The sequence below is a fragment of the Candidatus Rokuibacteriota bacterium genome (assembly GCA_016209385.1).
Classification (GTDB): Bacteria; Methylomirabilota; Methylomirabilia; order Rokubacteriales; family CSP1-6; genus JACQWB01.
Genome location: JACQWB010000230.1, coordinates 1 through 14,935, shown reverse-complemented (window position 1 = coordinate 14,935; position 14,935 = coordinate 1). Strand labels below are relative to the sequence as shown.

General features: G+C 69.7%; 17 protein-coding genes and 1 pseudogene. 2 read left to right on the top strand and 16 right to left on the bottom strand.

The window, feature by feature from the left end:
• Window positions 1-651 precede the first annotated feature (651 nt).
• The 10 genes and pseudogenes from mce to HY726_17215 all read right to left on the bottom strand — a co-directional run bounded on the left by mce (window position 652) and on the right by HY726_17215 (window position 9,539).
• Window positions 652-1,032 (bottom strand): annotated as a pseudogene (mce, locus tag HY726_17260) (methylmalonyl-CoA epimerase).
• Between the two features lie 348 nt (window positions 1,033-1,380).
• Complete coding sequence (locus HY726_17255) at window positions 1,381-2,097, bottom strand: glucosamine-6-phosphate deaminase (protein ID MBI4610745.1); 717 nt, start codon at window positions 2,095-2,097, stop codon at window positions 1,381-1,383.
• 24 nt (window positions 2,098-2,121) lie between these two features.
• Window positions 2,122-3,228 (bottom strand): aldo/keto reductase, encoded by a 1,107-nt coding sequence (locus HY726_17250; protein MBI4610744.1) that lies wholly within the window; start codon window positions 3,226-3,228, stop codon window positions 2,122-2,124.
• Window positions 3,225-3,662, bottom strand: a complete 438-nt coding sequence (locus HY726_17245) for a DoxX family protein (protein MBI4610743.1) — start codon at window positions 3,660-3,662, stop codon at window positions 3,225-3,227. The genes HY726_17250 and HY726_17245 overlap by 4 nt, the downstream gene beginning before the upstream one ends.
• A 135-nt stretch (window positions 3,663-3,797) precedes the next feature.
• On the bottom strand, window positions 3,798-5,384 hold the full coding sequence (locus HY726_17240) for a CopD family protein (GenBank protein ID MBI4610742.1): 1,587 nt from the start codon (window positions 5,382-5,384) through the stop codon (window positions 3,798-3,800).
• Between the two features lie 6 nt (window positions 5,385-5,390).
• A complete protein-coding gene (locus tag HY726_17235) occupies window positions 5,391-5,771 on the bottom strand; it encodes a copper resistance protein CopC (GenBank protein ID MBI4610741.1) in 381 nt (126 codons plus the stop codon).
• Window positions 5,768-6,772 carry a GNAT family N-acetyltransferase gene (locus HY726_17230; GenBank protein MBI4610740.1) on the bottom strand — a complete coding sequence of 335 codons (1,005 nt, stop codon included), beginning with the start codon at window positions 6,770-6,772 and terminating at the stop codon, window positions 5,768-5,770. The genes HY726_17235 and HY726_17230 overlap by 4 nt, the downstream gene beginning before the upstream one ends.
• Window positions 6,773-6,780: 8 nt before the next feature.
• Window positions 6,781-7,677, bottom strand: coding sequence for a 2-hydroxy-3-oxopropionate reductase (locus HY726_17225; GenBank protein MBI4610739.1), 897 nt, complete (start codon window positions 7,675-7,677; stop codon window positions 6,781-6,783).
• 93 nt (window positions 7,678-7,770) lie between these two features.
• Window positions 7,771-7,986, bottom strand: coding sequence for a hypothetical protein (locus HY726_17220; protein ID MBI4610738.1), 216 nt, complete (start codon window positions 7,984-7,986; stop codon window positions 7,771-7,773).
• Window positions 7,983-9,539 (bottom strand): amidohydrolase, encoded by a 1,557-nt coding sequence (locus tag HY726_17215; protein ID MBI4610737.1) that lies wholly within the window; start codon window positions 9,537-9,539, stop codon window positions 7,983-7,985. The genes HY726_17220 and HY726_17215 overlap by 4 nt, the downstream gene beginning before the upstream one ends.
• 89 nt (window positions 9,540-9,628) lie before the next feature.
• Here HY726_17215 and HY726_17210 point away from each other — a divergent pair, with 89 nt between their 5' ends.
• Window positions 9,629-9,886: a hypothetical protein gene (locus HY726_17210; GenBank protein MBI4610736.1), complete on the top strand. Its 258-nt coding sequence runs from the start codon at window positions 9,629-9,631 to the stop codon at window positions 9,884-9,886.
• The gene (locus HY726_17205) at window positions 9,874-10,278 is read left to right on the top strand and encodes a PIN domain-containing protein (protein MBI4610735.1); all 405 of its coding nucleotides are present in this window, start codon (window positions 9,874-9,876) and stop codon (window positions 10,276-10,278) included. The genes HY726_17210 and HY726_17205 overlap by 13 nt, the downstream gene beginning before the upstream one ends.
• Before the next feature lie 19 nt (window positions 10,279-10,297).
• On the opposite strand, the gene HY726_17200 is transcribed toward HY726_17205, so the two are convergent.
• The 6 genes from HY726_17200 to HY726_17175 form a co-directional block, all read right to left on the bottom strand.
• Window positions 10,298-10,693, bottom strand: coding sequence for a response regulator (locus HY726_17200; GenBank protein MBI4610734.1), 396 nt, complete (start codon window positions 10,691-10,693; stop codon window positions 10,298-10,300).
• 41 nt (window positions 10,694-10,734) lie between these two features.
• Entirely contained in the window at window positions 10,735-11,052 is a 318-nt protein-coding gene (locus tag HY726_17195) for a MoaD/ThiS family protein (GenBank protein MBI4610733.1), read from the bottom strand.
• A 49-nt stretch (window positions 11,053-11,101) separates the two neighbouring features.
• Window positions 11,102-11,338, bottom strand: coding sequence for a hypothetical protein (locus HY726_17190; GenBank protein ID MBI4610732.1), 237 nt, complete (start codon window positions 11,336-11,338; stop codon window positions 11,102-11,104).
• Window positions 11,339-11,394: 56 nt separating this feature from the next.
• The gene (locus HY726_17185) at window positions 11,395-13,308 is read right to left on the bottom strand and encodes a hypothetical protein (protein MBI4610731.1); all 1,914 of its coding nucleotides are present in this window, start codon (window positions 13,306-13,308) and stop codon (window positions 11,395-11,397) included.
• Complete coding sequence (locus HY726_17180; protein MBI4610730.1) at window positions 13,305-14,630, bottom strand: NAD(P)/FAD-dependent oxidoreductase; 1,326 nt, start codon at window positions 14,628-14,630, stop codon at window positions 13,305-13,307. The genes HY726_17185 and HY726_17180 overlap by 4 nt, the downstream gene beginning before the upstream one ends.
• A partial coding sequence (locus tag HY726_17175) for a 4Fe-4S binding protein (GenBank protein ID MBI4610729.1) occupies window positions 14,630-14,935 on the bottom strand: 306 nt, incomplete at its 5' end. The genes HY726_17175 and HY726_17180, both read right to left, overlap by 1 nt.

Below are 14,935 nucleotides of genomic sequence, written 5' to 3'. Positions count from 1 at the left end.
GGTTATCATCGGCTGCTCCCCGAAGAAATCAGAGCCTACGACAATCGGAGGGGGACACCCACGCCTTCGGCGTGGGTACCCGGGCCCCCTCCGAGGCCTCCCCCGGGAAGGGTGGTTCGAGCCGAGGGGCTGCCGACGAGCCGCAGGCGAGGAGAGCCACGAGGCGAGGACCGAGTTGGTTGCGCGGGCGAAGCCCGCGCTCGAAGGGCGTTACTCCGACACGCTCCTTCGCGGACCGGCGTGGGCCGGGCTGGCCCTCCGGCGAGGGACTCCGCCAGCGATTCGCTACTCGTAGCGGCTGACGTGCAGGTGGACGCCGTGGCTCGACCCGGGTTCAACCGTCACCTCGCCCGCGCCCTTCAGGATCGCGGCACCCGCAGCCTCCAGGCGTCGGACCAGGCCGTCCAGGTCCTCCGCGACCATGGAGAGGGCGACGATGCCTTCCAGCCCGCCGACCTCCTCCCGCGGGACGATGAGGAGCGCGCCGCCCCCCACCGAGAGCATGACGCGGGGCCCGCTGTTGCTGAACTGCTCGGGGAGCGTGAAGAGACGCTGGAAGAGTTGTGCCGTGGCGGTGGGATCCGTCGCCCCGATCACGAGGCGCTTGACGCGGAGCGGAGAGGGCACGGGGAGCGCGCCGGGCGTGGGCGTGACCAGCTCGACGAGCACCCGCGCGCACGACGACGGGTGGATGAAGGCCACCAGACCCACGAACCCGGGTCGCGGCACTTCGTCGATGAGCGCCACGCCTTTGGCCTTGAGCGCGCGGAGCGCCCCGGCGATGTCGCCGCACTCGAAGCACAGGTGATGCAGGCCCTCGCCGCGCTTGGCCAGGAAGCGTCCGACAGCGGTCCCGGCCGCGACGGGCTCGAGGAGCTCCACCTGGCTTTCGCCCGCGGCGAGGAGGGCCGCCCGGACTCCGTGGTCAGGAATCTCAGCCTCGCGAATGAGCGGCAGCCCGAGCGTGTCGCGGTAGAAGCGGTAGGCGACCGGGAGCTTCTCGACGGCGATGCCGACGTGATGGATCTTCACCACCATGGTCGTGCGCGCGTCGCTGCGAGGTGGGTCACGGCTCTCCACCCTACCCGAGCCCTCCCGCAAATTCAACTCGGGCCTCGCCTCGTGCCGGGCCTGCCTCCCGGCATGGCCGACGGCCCTCGGCTCGAAAATCTAGTCGGGCCTCGCCTCGTGCCGGGCCTGCCTCCCCGGGTTCGAGCGCGGGCGTCGCCCGCGCGATCCGGGGGGAGGTATCGGAAGGGGGGCGAAGCCCCCCTCCGAGTGATGGCCGACGGCCCTCGGCTCGAAAATCTAGTCGGGCCTCGCCTCGTGGCTCTCCTCGCCTGCGGCTCGTCGGGAGCCCCTCGGCTCGAAAATCCACCCTCAGGGGCTCGCCTCACGGTCAGCGAGGATCGTGCAGCGCGGGTGACGCTGGAGGATCGACGCCGGAACCTCGGGGGTCACCGGGCCATCGAGGAGCTTTCTCAGCGCCGTGCGCTTGGCTGCCCCGCTGACAAGGACCACGACCTCTCGGGCTCCAAGGATGGTCGCGATCCCGAGCGTTACGGCCCGGTCTGACACCGCGCCCTGGATCACGTCGTCCGTGAGAATGTAGCGCACCGTTTCGGCGAGCAGCCGCACGGGCCGCGTCCGCGAGTCGAACGGGCTCCCGGGCTCGTTGGAGGCGACGTGGCCGTTGGGCCCCAACCCCAGCATGATCACGTCCAGGCCGCCCACCTCGGCGATCGTCTCCTCGTACTCGGCGCACATCGCCGCCAGGTCGGAGGCCTCCACCCGGAACGGGTGGCGGTTCGGCGGCGGCACCCCGGCCCAGGCGAGGAACTCGCTCCGCACCTGGCGCCAGAAGTAGCCATCGCTCGGCGCCGGCGGGCAGAGTTCGTCAACCGAGAAGACCTGTATGCGCGAGAAGTCGACGGGGGAGCGCGCCTGTGCGTCACGGAGAAGCCCGTACATCCGGCGCGGGGTCCGTCCCGCGGGCACCGCCATGGCCAGCTCCGGCCTGGCGGAGACGCGCTCCCGGAAGAGGCGCATCGCGGTCCCGGCGAGCTCCTCCGCGTCGGGGCAGACGATCAGCTCCATCCCGCCGCCCCCGGCCGAGGGAGGTCACGCCTCCTTGAACAGGCGCTGGAACTCGGACCAGGGGATCGGCGCGACCTTCGCCACCTCCAGGTTCTCCTCCACATGCGCGACCTGCTTCATCCCCACCAGGGCCGACCCGATCCCCGGCGTCGAGCGGACGAACTGGAGCGCGCGCTGGGCGTCGGTGGCGAGCCCCGGGAGGAAATCGCCGATCACGGCCGGGAGGTTGCGGGTAAGCTGTCCCTGGTAGACGGAGGCGGACGCCATCACATAGATCCCGAGGCGGCGCGCCGCTTCCAGCGCGGACACGGTCGCGCCGTCCACCGCCTGGTTGGCGAACGTGAAGGCCTCGGTCATCGCGAGGTTGTACGGGAGCTGGATGACCCTGAAGTGATGACCGGGGCCGGCGACGGCCCGCGCCGCTTCAACCAGCTCGGCCAGCGACAGGTAGTCGGTGGCGCGCGACGGCTGGCGGCAGCCGTTCCAGGTGGCGGTGCCGTAGCGGCGAATCCTGCCGTTCTCGACTGCCGACTCGAGAAAGGCGAAGGCCGCGCGGAGCCGGGCGAGGAACTCCGAGCGGCCCACCTCGCCGAGCTGGGTCTCCGGGTTGTGGAGGTAGTAGATGTCGAGGGTCTCGAGCCCGAGGTTCCGCCGGCTCCGCTCGAGCTGGTCCTCGAGGTAGGGCGGGGTCATGGCGTGGCAGCCGGCCACGACATCATCGGGGCGGAGGATGCCGGGGCGGAGGTAGGTCTCGGTGAAGTAGTCCCGCACGTTGGACGGCGGCGCGCCATCGAAGGGAATGAACCCGCCCTTGGTGGCCACGACCACCTCTTCGCGCTTCAGCCGGCCCGAGCCGATGAGCTCGGCCAGCGCTTCACCGATGGCCCGCTCGCTCCGCTGGTGGCGGTAGTTCACCGCGGTGTCGATGACGTTCGCCCCCAGCTCCAGCGCCCGGATCGCGGCCTCCCGGTAGAGCCGGTCGGTGGCATCATCCTCGGGACCGAGGTAGGTGCCGATCCCGACCGAGGAGAGGGCGCAGTCTTCGAGGAGCCTGAAGTGGTCGGCGACCGCGCGCGTCGCGCGCTGACGGTAGGCGGCCGTCCCCTCAGGCGTCGCGTAGCCAGGGATCATCCGTCGCCCTTCCGCTCGATGCCGATCGCCCGGTCCACGGAGAGCGGCCCGCCCCCGAGGAGGAGGACCGCGACGGCCAGCGCACCGAGGGCCAACGCGAACTCCATCCCGCCCCGGTCGACGAAGAAGCCGGGCACGTGAACCTTGAGGACGGCGGTCGCCATCTGGACGGCGACGAGGAAGGCGGCGACCCGGGTGAGGAACCCGACCACGAGACAGATCCCGCCCGCGAACTCGACCAGCCCGGCGACCCAGGCCCAGAACAGGCCCGGCACGAGCCCGATCTTGACGAAGAAGTCGGCGGTGGGCCCCAGGCCCGGACCGCCGAAGGCGGCGAAGAGCTTCTGCATGCCGTGCGGGACCATGATGACGCCCAGGACGAGCCGCAGAACGAGGCAGGCAGTCCCGAGCGAAGCCGAGCGCTGCGACGACATGGGCGTATTATACCCGAGCGGTTCCCGCCGCCTAGGAGCCTGTCCGAGTAACGCCCTCCGAGCGCGGGCTTCGCCCGCGCAATCGAGTCCTGGGGGAGGCCTCGGAGGGGGCCGTCGAGGCCCCCTCCGATTGTTCTACCTCTCGCGATAGAGCAGCAGGAGGATTCCGACCAGCGCGAGCCCCGGCCCCCAGAGGCGAGCCGGTACGCGGTTGCCCGGGGGCGGCAGCCTCAGCTCGAGCCAGCGCGTCCACCCCACGAAAAGGCCGAGGAGGCCGAGCGGGGTGTGGGTCACCTCGACGAGGAACTCCGCCTTCAGGTTGAACATGGCGTGGGAATGCGTGATGAGGAGCCCGCCGGCGGCGGCGGCGCAGAGCGGGAAGACCAGCGCCCAGCCCGGTGAGCGAAGCCGGCGGGTCCGCACCATCCACTCGAAGAGCCCGAAGGCCACAACGACGAGGACGAAGATACGGTGCTGGAGGACGTCGGGGAGCGCCATGCTCTCCCAGAAGCCGGCGGGGCCGAGAGGCCAGGCCCGGGGGTCGTTTCTCACGAAAAGCACCGCCGCCAGGCCGAGAAAGAGGAGCGGCCAGTGACGCGCCCAGCGCGCCCATCCGGCCCGCTCGAGGCTGGCCAGGAGCCCCATGGCCAGGATGAAGAGGCCGGCGACGTGGTGGTTATACTCGGACCAGGCGTACTCCTCGGGTCTGCGCGACGCGCGAAGGTCGGTGATGGGGGCTGCCGAGGCCAGGAGCTCGTCGATGGTCGGCGTCGTGAGCGAAGGCCAGCGCGGCGCGAACCGCGTAGCGACCTCGGCGAGCGTGGCCCGGTCCACGACGACGTCCACGGCGGGCGGGAGGGAGGTGAGCGAGGCGGCGGCGAAGAACGCGGTCATGCCGAGGCCGACCTCGACTTCCACCAGCCGCCGGAGCCCCAGCAGCGAGGCCCCCCCGCCCCGCACGAGCCGCCGCACCGCCACGAAGTTCATCCCGCCCAGGAAGAGGAGACCCGCCAGAACCACCGCCTTGGTCAGGACCATCACACCGTAAGCGGTACCGACCAGCGCCCGAATCCCGTCCACGTAGGAGAGCGAGAGGCCAAGCCCGGCCGCGACCAGGATTGCCACGGCGGCGAGCGCCAGTCCCGAGAAGCGCTGAAGCACCGCGGCTGGCCAGGATCGCTCAGGACGCCGCAGGGCGAAGACCATCAGGTGGACCAGCCCGCCGACCCAGACACCGGCGCCGATCTGGTGGAGGGCATCCAGGGCCAGCAACGGAGCCCGGCGCTCGAGCCTCCCGGCGGCGTGACCGAGCCACGCCGAGCCCGCCCCCAGCACCAGGGCGCAGACGACCAGGACAGTCCACCCGCCGCGGGCCGCGGGTCGTTGGCGGAGGACGCGGCAGCCCACCAGCACACCGACGCACGCCAGGAGCCTGACCAGGTTCGCGCGAAAGAACGCGGCGCGGAGGGCCTCGCGCACGGGCCAGCCGGCCTCGTCGGCGACGGAGGCGAGCTGGAGCAGCACGGCGAGGGATTGGGCGAGCGCCATCCCGAGGGCACCCAGGGCCACGAGCCCGAGTGTCCGGCCGAGCAGCGGGCGCGGGTCAGGCTGGCTCGAAACGAGCGGTCGGAGGACCACGAGCGCGAAGGCGACACCGCCCAGGACCAGGGCCTGGCCCGTCAGGCCGAGAGCCCGGAGCAGGACGTCAGCGAAGGCGGCCACGGACGCTTACGGCCCGGGAGCGACGACGAAGGGAAAGCTCCCCCGCGTCACGTGACCGTCGGTCGAGAACACGTGCCACTCGAGCGTGTAGGTCCCGCGGGCGAGGGGGGGAACGGGCGCGATCAGGTGATCGGGGGCCCCGTCATCCGAGAGCCGGAGGCGCAGCCGGCCGGGGCCCGGGCCGACGAGCCAGACCCGGGAGAGCGTCTTCTCGATCCGGCTGTTGAACCGGATGACGACGCGGGAGAGCGCGGGCGACACCGTCGAATCGGGGCGCGGCAGCGACTCGAGGACCAGGGCGTGGGCCGAGGCCGGCCCGACGGGTCCCAGCGCGACGATCGCGGCAGCGGCGAGGATCAACCCCACGCGTGTCGCGCGGGGGATCACCGCCAGTCGTCCAGGATGAAATCGCCCGGGTGCTCGTAGTCCTCCAGCTTCCCGCGCTTCATGCGAACCATGGTGACGTCGAGGTAGTAGCCGCGCTCGAGCAGCGCCTGATAGGCGCTCCAGTAGTACGTGTAGACGGGCACGATCACCCGCTGGAGGGCGCCGCCGTGGGCGATCTCCTCGAGGGTGGCCAGGAGCTGGTGGAAGCACTCGGGTCTGCGGTGGCGCGGGTCGAGGGCGAGAAACTTGACGTAGAGGGATCCCTGGGGCGCCTCGCTGACGCCGGGGGTGTGGTAGATCGCGAAGCCGAGGAGGTCCCGGCCTTTCTCCAGCACCAGGGTGTCCCCGAGCGCGAGGCCGTCCACGATCTCCACCTCTTTCCCGACGTCCATGCCCCGGTAGATGGCGTGGGTGAGCCGCCGGAGCTTCTGCATCGTGCTCTTCTTCCTGACCTCTTCCAGCTCCGAGAACCGGTGCGTCTCGCCGACGGCCTTGACCGGCACGATCTCCCGGCGATCGAGCGCCTTCACGGTGATGGCGACGAGACCCTTGGGCTTGAAGCCGTGCTTCTGGTAGAAGCAGAGGTGCTTCGGGCTCTGGGGGTAGGTGGCGAGGCCCTGGAGCGCGACCTTGTTCTCGTCGAAGAAGGCCTCGGTCGCCTTGAGGAGCTGCTGGCCGATGCCCTGGTTCTGATACGTGCTGAGGACCGCGATCGGGCCCACCAGCCCCACCGTCCCCCAGATCACGGCGACCGAGGCCCCGACGATCTTCCCCTCGCCCTCCTCGGCGACGAAGCACCCCCACGGCTCCATGAGCCAGCGGTGGTGCACGTACTGGGCACCGCCGAAGACCTGGCGGGGGCGGCTGCCGAGCTGGCGCTCGTAGAAGTCGGCGAAGGCCTGCTCGATGACGTCCTTGACCTTTGAGAGGTCGCCTTTCCTGACGCGCCGGATCTTGATGAGCGGGCTCCGCCCCTGCGAGCCGAGGGTCGCCCGATCCACGGTGGCCCTCACCGCGGACCCCCGACCTCGGTGGCCGCCAGCTCTTCCAGGAGCGTGATGACGCCCGAGTGGTCGAGGCCCCCGCGGCCCCGCGCGCGGAGCGCGTTGAAGAGCTCCTGGACCAGGGCCGTGGTCGGGAGCGGCACGCCCAGGGCCCGCGAGGTCTCCAGGATCAGGCCCAGGTCTTTGTAGTGGAGGTCGACCTTGAAGCCAGGCCGGTAGCTGCGGCCCAGATAGTTGGGCGTCTTCTGCTCGAGGCAGCGGCTCCCCGCGAGGCCCCCTGAGAGCGCCTTGATCGTGAGCTCGATGTCCAGGCCGGCCTTGGCCGCCAGCGTGAGCGCCTCGGCGATCGCTGTGAGGTTGACAGCGACGATGATCTGGTTCGCCAGCTTGGTGAAGCCGCCGGCGCCCAGGGGACCCAGGTGCGTGATGGTCTTCCCCATGGCCTGAAAGATCGGGAGGACCTGGTCGAAGACAGCCTTGTCGCCGCCCACCATGATGGACAGGGTCCCCTCGACCGCACCCTTCTCCCCGCCCGAGACCGGAGCGTCGAGCATCCGGACGCCCTTCGCCTCGAGGGCGCGGGCGACCTTCTGGGAGACGATCGGCGAGATCGTGGACATGTCCACGAAGATGAGCCCCGGTCTGGCCCCCTCGATGATCCCGTTGGCGCCGAGCGCCACCAGCTCCACGTCGGGGGAGTTGGGAAGCATGGTAATCAGGTAGTCCACCTGCTCGGCGACGCTCTTCGGAGCGGCGGCCGCGGCGGCGCCCTCCTTCACCAGTTCCTGGACCGGGCCCTGGCTCCGGCTGTGGACGACCAGGGAGTAGCCCGCCTTCAGGAGGTTCCGCGCCATAGGTCGCCCCATGATCCCAAGCCCAATAAATCCAATACGTTGCGCCATGAGGCTCCTCGGAGGTGGGAGGGTTTTTCCCCGGACCCGCGCCCGCTTGTGCTCAATTAGCACAAACGGTCGCAAAGGGTCAAGGGAATTCCCCTAAGTTTCTTCTCTGACGAGCCGAGTGAGCTCCTCCAGGTGGGCGAGGAGCCCGAAGAAGAGCCCGGTCACCCGGCCGCGAAGGGCCCGGTCCGCCGTCGCCATCCCCGCGGCCTGGTGGACCTGGTCGGTCAGCTCGGTGACGCGCGACTGGAGCCTGAGGGCCTCGGCCAGGCAGTCGCCGATCTCGCCGAGGAGCTGGTTGCGGTCGGTCACGGCCACACCTCCTCTCCAGCGACGAAGGTTTTTATCACGTTGATCCCAAGCAGGGCGTCGGGGGGGATGTCGAGGGGGTTCGAGTCCAGGACGACGAGGTCGGCGTGCTTGCCGGCCTCGAGGCTCCCGCATTCGTCCCCGATGCCAGTCGCCCGCGCGGCAGCGATGGTGTAGGCCTGGAGCGCTGCCGGGACCGGCACCGCCTCCTCGGCGCTCACCGTCTGACCGTCCCGGGAGCGCCGGGTGGCGGCCGCATAGATCCCCGCCAGCGGCGCGAGGCTCCCGCACGGGTAGTCGGACGAAAACGCCTGGGGGATTCCCTGCTCCAGCAGGCTCCCGAACGCCAGGTGGATCAGGCCGGGCGGGAGCTCGCGGCTCGGCCCGCCCAGGTCGTAGACGAAGTTGGGCTGGGTCACCACACAGACCCCGAGGCTTCGGATCCGACCGAGCAGCTCGCGAGTCACAAACATCGCGTGGTCAATCCTGACGCGCCCCTCCCCGCTCGGCTCGCGCCTGAACGCGTCCTCGAGCGCCTCCACGGCCACCTCGACTCCCAGGTTGCCGAGGGCGTGGCAGGTGACTCGCCACCCCGCGCGCCACGCCGCCACCAGCATGTCGGCCAGCTCCTCACGCCGATAGAAGAGGAACCCGCTTGTCACCTCGCGTCCGTCGCGAGGCAGACGCATCGCGCAGCGGTACCCGCCGTCCACGAAGAGCTTGAGGACGCCGCCGTGCGCGGGCCCCCGCGCCAGCTCCCACGGAGGGTCGAACCAGCCAGACGCGCTCGTCGCCATGCGCTGCACCCGGATTCCCAGTCGCCCCGACGCCTCGGCGTCCCGGTAGCGCCGCTCCATCGCCGGGCTCACGGCGGCGTCCTGGACCGTGGTGAGTCCGCACGCGGCGTAGCGCCGGCTCGCGCCAGCCGCCGCCTCGGGAAAGCGCGCCTCCCACCCCTCGCGCGAGGCGCGCTCGACGGGCGCCATGGCGCGCTCGAAGAGGAGCCCCGTGGGCTCCCCCGCCTTGTCGCGCGCGATCTCCCCACCGGGAGGATCCGGAGTCGCCCGCGTGATCCCCGCCGCGGCCAGCGCCTTGGAGTTCGCCACGCCCTGGTGGTGGGAGAAGTGGAGGAGCAGCACCGGGCGATCGGCCACGGCCTCGTCCAGCTCGTGCCGCGTGGGATGGCGGCGCTCGGCGAGGACGGCGTGGTGGTAGCCCCAGCCCCGCACCCACTCGCCCGGAGGGGCCTCACGGGCGGCAGCGCCGAGCTTGGCCTGAATCTCGGCGATGGATCGGAGCGGCGGGGTCCGGCAGTCGGCCCAGAACCCCTCCAGCGCGGCGATCGCAAAGTGGTTGTGGGCGTCCACGAAGCCCGGCAGAACCGTCCTCCCCTCGAGGTCCACCACCTCGCAGTCGCCCTGCCGGAGCCAGAGCAGTTCATCGGTGCTCCCTACGGCGACAATCCGGCCGTCCCGAACGGCCAGGGCCTCGGCCCTCGGGAACGTGGGGTCCATGGTCAGGACGGTCGCGTTGACGAAGAGCCTGAGCGCGCCCATGGCGGCTCCATGGTACCAGACGCCTCGCGGTCGGCCTGATAGGATGATGGTGACGTGTGGTAGTATGTACGTACACAAAAGGAGCCAGGATGGCCAACAAGCGCTTGACCCTCGAACTCACTGTTGACCAGTACGAGTTCGTGCGAAGCGAGGCGGCGAGCGAGGGCCTGACAGTCAGCGGCTTCATCCGGGGGCTGATCGACGAGCGGCGGGCCTCCCCGCCCCGGCTGCGGGAGAGCTACCGGGATGACCCCTTCTACCACCGCCGGGGCTCGTTCAAGGGCCCGAAGGACCTCGCCGCGCGCCACGACAAGTATCTCTACGGCGAGGCCGAATGGTCTTCGTAGACACCGGTGCCTTCTTCGCGATCGAAAATGAGCGGGACGGGCACCACGCCGACGCGCTCGAGGCCCGCCACGAGCTCATGGCGCGCGGAGAGCGCCTCATCACCAGCGACTACGTCCTGGACGAGGTCTACACCCTGATCCGGGTGCGGGTGGGCCACCGGGCCGCCGTGGACTTCGGGGAGAGCATCCGAACGAGCCGGTTCCTCCGAATAGAGCCGGTGACGACGGCGGATTTCGAGGCCGCCTGGCGCATCTTCAGACGCTACGACGACAAGCCGTTCAGCTTCACGGACTGCACCAGCTTTGCGCTGATGGAGCGCCTGAAGATCCGAGCGGCCTTCACCTTCGACCGCAACTACCGGGAATACGGTAAGTTCGTCGTGAGACCCTGAGGGGGGCGACGCCGGGCCGTCAGCCGTCAGAATCCTGCCCGACCGCCAGCTTCCGCTTCCGGAGCGCCTGCCTCACGAGGGCCAGCAGCTCCGCCGAGTCGAAGGGCTTTTCGAGGTAGGCGAAGGCGCCGTGCGTCATGGCCTGCCGGGCGCGCTCCCGCGTCGAGAAGCCCGTGACCAGGATCACCTCGGGGGACGGGGTCTGGGCCTTGATCAGCGAAAGGAGGAGGAGCCCGTCGAAGTCCGGCATCATGATGTCGCTCACGATCAGATCGTAGGCGACCTCGGAAATCCGCCTGAAGGCGGCCACGCTGTCGGTACACGTCTCGGGCTGGTACCCTGCCTCGCGCAGAAGCTCGGCCATGGTCTCGGCCACGTGGGCATCATCGTCGACGACCAGGATCCGTTCCGCCATCGCTTAACGCGAGGGGGCCGTCGAGGCTCCCTCCGACCGACCTAGCCACCCATGTACTGGCCCACCAGGGTGAGGTGGTCGCCGGGCTGGAGCTCCGAGTCCAGCGTATGGCTGATGCCGAGCACGGCGTCGTTCACCAGCACCTCGATGTTCTCCCCCAGTTCCCGCTTCGAGGCGTCCCAGAGGGCAGCGTCCAGCTCGGGGTGGCGCGCCGAGACGCGCCGGAGGATATCCCTCACCGTGTCCCCCGCCGCCACGGGCTCCGTGTAGAGCTTCCGGCCACTCCCGTCACCACCCACGAACTTGGTCACCCACCCCGTGACCTCCACGGTGGCGTGCCGGGCCCCGACCTTTGGCATCGTCCCTTCCTCTCCGCCTGCCTCAACGCGGCGACTGCTTGCGCGCGGTTCAGGCGGCACTCTCAAGCGCCAATATCTTTTTCTTCACGGCCTTGGGGAAGTCCACAAAGACAAAATGGCTCTTGTGGTAAAGATAGTCCTCGCCACTCTCATCGATGATACGGACCAGATCATCTTTGCCAGCCCTCGGGTCAGGGAGAATCCGATAGACCTTGCCCCGGATCAATGACACCTCGTATTCCGTGTTATCGATGCACAATACAAAGGGCTTTGTCCGCTGCTTCATGATTCACCCGGACATGCTGCTGGCCGACGAGGGTGATGTGGCCGCAGGCAGCAGGGTCACTTCCCCCAGAGGTCGCGGCGGAGCCAGTCGAGGCCGAGCTGGGTCAGGGTCTCGGGCAAGGGCTTACCCGTCTTCGGGTCGTACCCCACGCCCTCGTACCAGAGCTCCCGCATGCGCTCCCACTGCTTCATGACGGCTTGATCCTTGGCGGGTCCGTCTATGGGCGTGGAGCCATAGCGCGGGGACGGATACTCGAAGTCGGGGCCGATGCCGCAACGGAGGTTGAAGGCGCGCAGGATCGCAGCCGTGCGCCGGCCGAACCGGACCGCCTCTTCCAGCGCGTAAGGCCAGCCCGCAGCGGCGGAGAGGGCCTGGCAGATGTTCTGGATCGTCGTGCGCGTGGTGAAGATGCAGATCCCTAGGGAGTCTTCGAAGTGGCGCCGGCCGAGCAGGCCCGCCACCAGCTTGGCCACCTGGTCGCCGTCGAAGATGTTGATTCGCGCGGGCTGGCCCATCTCCTGCGGGAAAACCGGGTTGCCGGTTTCGAGCGTCCCGGTGCTCGCCGTACAGGTGTCGAGCATCTCGTCCCAGCGGCCCCGGTGGTCGTGACCGCGCGGCGTGGCGCCTTTCAACGTGTACACCGCGCACTCGCGCGCAGGGCCACCCAGCTTCTCAGCGGCGCGCTTCACGCCTTCGGCCAGCAGGTCGCCGAACCCCTGGCGGTGCGTGATCATGCGGAGCAGCCGGTACGCCCCGTCGGCGTCGCCCCATTTGAGCTCGAAGCCGAGCTGCTCCTTGGTGATGTACCCCTTCTCCACACACTCCATCACCCAGCCGACGACCCAGCCGAACTCGTTGACGTCCACGCAGGCGCGGTCGATGCGCGTGTTGAGCCAGGAGACAGCCACGGGGTCCGTGAGCCCGATGGTCCACCCCGCGCCTGACCACCCCTCGTACTCGGGCTCGTCGACCCGCTCCCCCTTGTGGGGCCCCGACGGGATCACCTGGATGTGGCAGTGGTGCATGCCGCAGGCGTTGCACTGGTGGCCGCGGTGGTCGAAGCCCTGCCGGAGCTTCGGGGCTTCCCAGCGCGAGAAGTCCACGCCCTCCGGGACGACGTTGGTCGTGTAGTTCTTGATGGGGAGGACGCCGAGCTTCGAGAGGTTGACGACTCCCGGGAGCGTGCCGTACTCGTAGAGAGATTTGGCCAGGGGGTTCGTCTTCAGGTCGTGGGCGATGTCGTCGGCGGCCTGGAAGAGCCCGCGGGGGTCGGCAGCCGTCACGGCCTTGGTCCCGCGCACGATGGCCACGGCCTTCAGCTTCTTCTTTCCCATGACGGCGCCGCAGCCGTTCTTCGACGCGACGTGGCCATAGTCGCCCTGGATCGCGGCGAAGCGAACCAGGTTCTCGCCAGCCGGGCCGATCGAGTAGACCGAGAGCTGATGGCCGCTCACGCCCAGCTCGGCGGAGAGGGCGTCCTGCGTCTCCCAGGTGTCCTTGCCGACGAGGGACGCGGCGTTCCTGAGCTCCACGGTGTCGTCGTTGATGGAGAGGTATACCCAGCGCGGCGCCTGGCCCTGGATCACGATGGCGTCGTAACCGGAGAACTTCAGGTTGGCGCCGAAGAAGCCGTTGGCCTGCGTCGAGGTCGCGCCGTTGGTCAGGGCCCCGCGGGTGACCACGGTCAGCCCGCCGGTGCCCCAGACCGGGAGCCCCGCGAGCGGCCCCGTCGCCAGGACCAGCCGGTTGTCGGGGTGGTCCCAGCCGACGTCGGGGGGCACTTCCTCGTAGAGGATCTTGGCCCCGAGGCCCACGCCGCCGATGTACGTCCTCATCTCCTCCGGGCTCCACTCGACGCTCCAGCTGCGCCCGCTCGTCAGATCGACCCGGAGAAGCTTCCCGGCGTAGCCGCCCGGAAGTTGGCGGCTCACTGCCCTCACCGCTTCCTGGACCGCGTGCGTCGGTGTCATACCAAGGCTCCCGCGCGCCCGGGCGAACGCGACGGGCGCCCGAGGATGGTCTGGGGTAGGAGTGTTGCGGTCGTGAGCGAGGCGATGAACGCGGGCTTCAGGTCGAACGGGTTCCGGCGGAGGTGCTCCTTCCACGCACCCAGGCGCACGCCGGACTGCACCAGCCCCTTCAGCATCCCCACGTCGTTGGTCGGCCAGACATCCTCGCTCCGGCCCACGACGATCGCCCCGCTGATCCTGTCGCCGGTGAAGAGCAGCTTCCGGTAGGCCGCGCGATCGGGCCTGACCCCGACGAAAGCTTCGACCGCCGGGTCCTCCCAGGCGCCGAAGCTCGCCATCTCGAGCTGGCAGACACCCACAATGTTCATGAGGAGGCTGCCGCGGTAGGCGAGATCACGCCCCGCCATGTTGGCCCCGACTGCCCGGCCGTGCTCCATCGCCGTCGGCTCGATGGCGTGGACCTCGAGGGCTCCGGTCACGAGGTTCCGCCCCTCGGCGATGTCGCCAGCGGCGTAGACGTTGGCGAAATTCGAGCGCAGGTGGTCGTCCACCACGACCCCGCGGTTGATCCTGACCCCCGAGCCGGCGAGCCACTCGAGGTTCGTCTTGATCCCCGTCGCCATGATCACCACGTCGGCAACCAGCTCCTTCCCGTCCTTGAAGTAGAGGTGCCCGCGTCCGCCGGAGTCCTCGATCTTCGTGAGCGTGGCCGAGGTGAGGATCTCGACGCCGTGCTTCCTCAGCCAGGCCTCCACGATCTCGGCCGACTGCCGGTCGATCATCCGCGGGAGGATCTGGGGCGCGATCTCAACGACGGTGAGCCTGGCCCCGAGAGCCAGGATCGAGTTCAGGATGGTGAACGCGATGAAGCCCGCACCCACCATGACCACGTGGCTGCCGGCCCTGATCTCGCGGATCACGCCGCGCGCCTCGTCGAGGGTCCAGAACGAGTGGACGCCGGGGCCGTCGGCGCCGGGGATCGGCGCCCGGACGGCCGAGGAGCCGGTGGCGATCAGGCAGTCGTCGTACTCGAGCACCGTGCCATCGTCGAGCGTCAGTTTCCCTGCCTTGGGATCCAGGGCTGCGGCCCGCCGCCCGAGGTGGGGCTTGACGCCCCACTGGGCCAGCCTCGCGGGCGTGGCGGTGAAGACGTGGGACTCGGCGATGGAGCGGCCCAGGTAGTAGGGGAGCACCATCCGCGAATACGGACGCTCAGCCGACACGAGACTGATCTCGGACGCGTCGCCATCCTCCTCGCGGATCGTCCGGATCGCGTTGATACCCGCGGTGCCGCCCCCGATGATGAGGTGACGCGTCGCCATCAGCGCCCTCCCGCGGGCACGAGCGCGGCGCGCTCGGCGGCGAAGCGCCCCAGCCAGTCGGCGGTCTCGGCTTCCTCATAGACGATGGCGGCCGTCGGGCAGGCCTCGGCGCAGGCCGGCGCCCCCCCGCAGAGGTTGCACTTGAACGCCTTGTGGGTGTCGGGGTTGTAGAAGATCGTGCCGTAGGGGCAGGCGATCGTGCAGAGCTTGCACCCCACGCACTGGTCGTCCAGGACCACTTTGGCCCCGACCGGAGAGATGGTGATGGCGGCCACGGGGCAGGCGGTCATGCACCACGCCTCCGC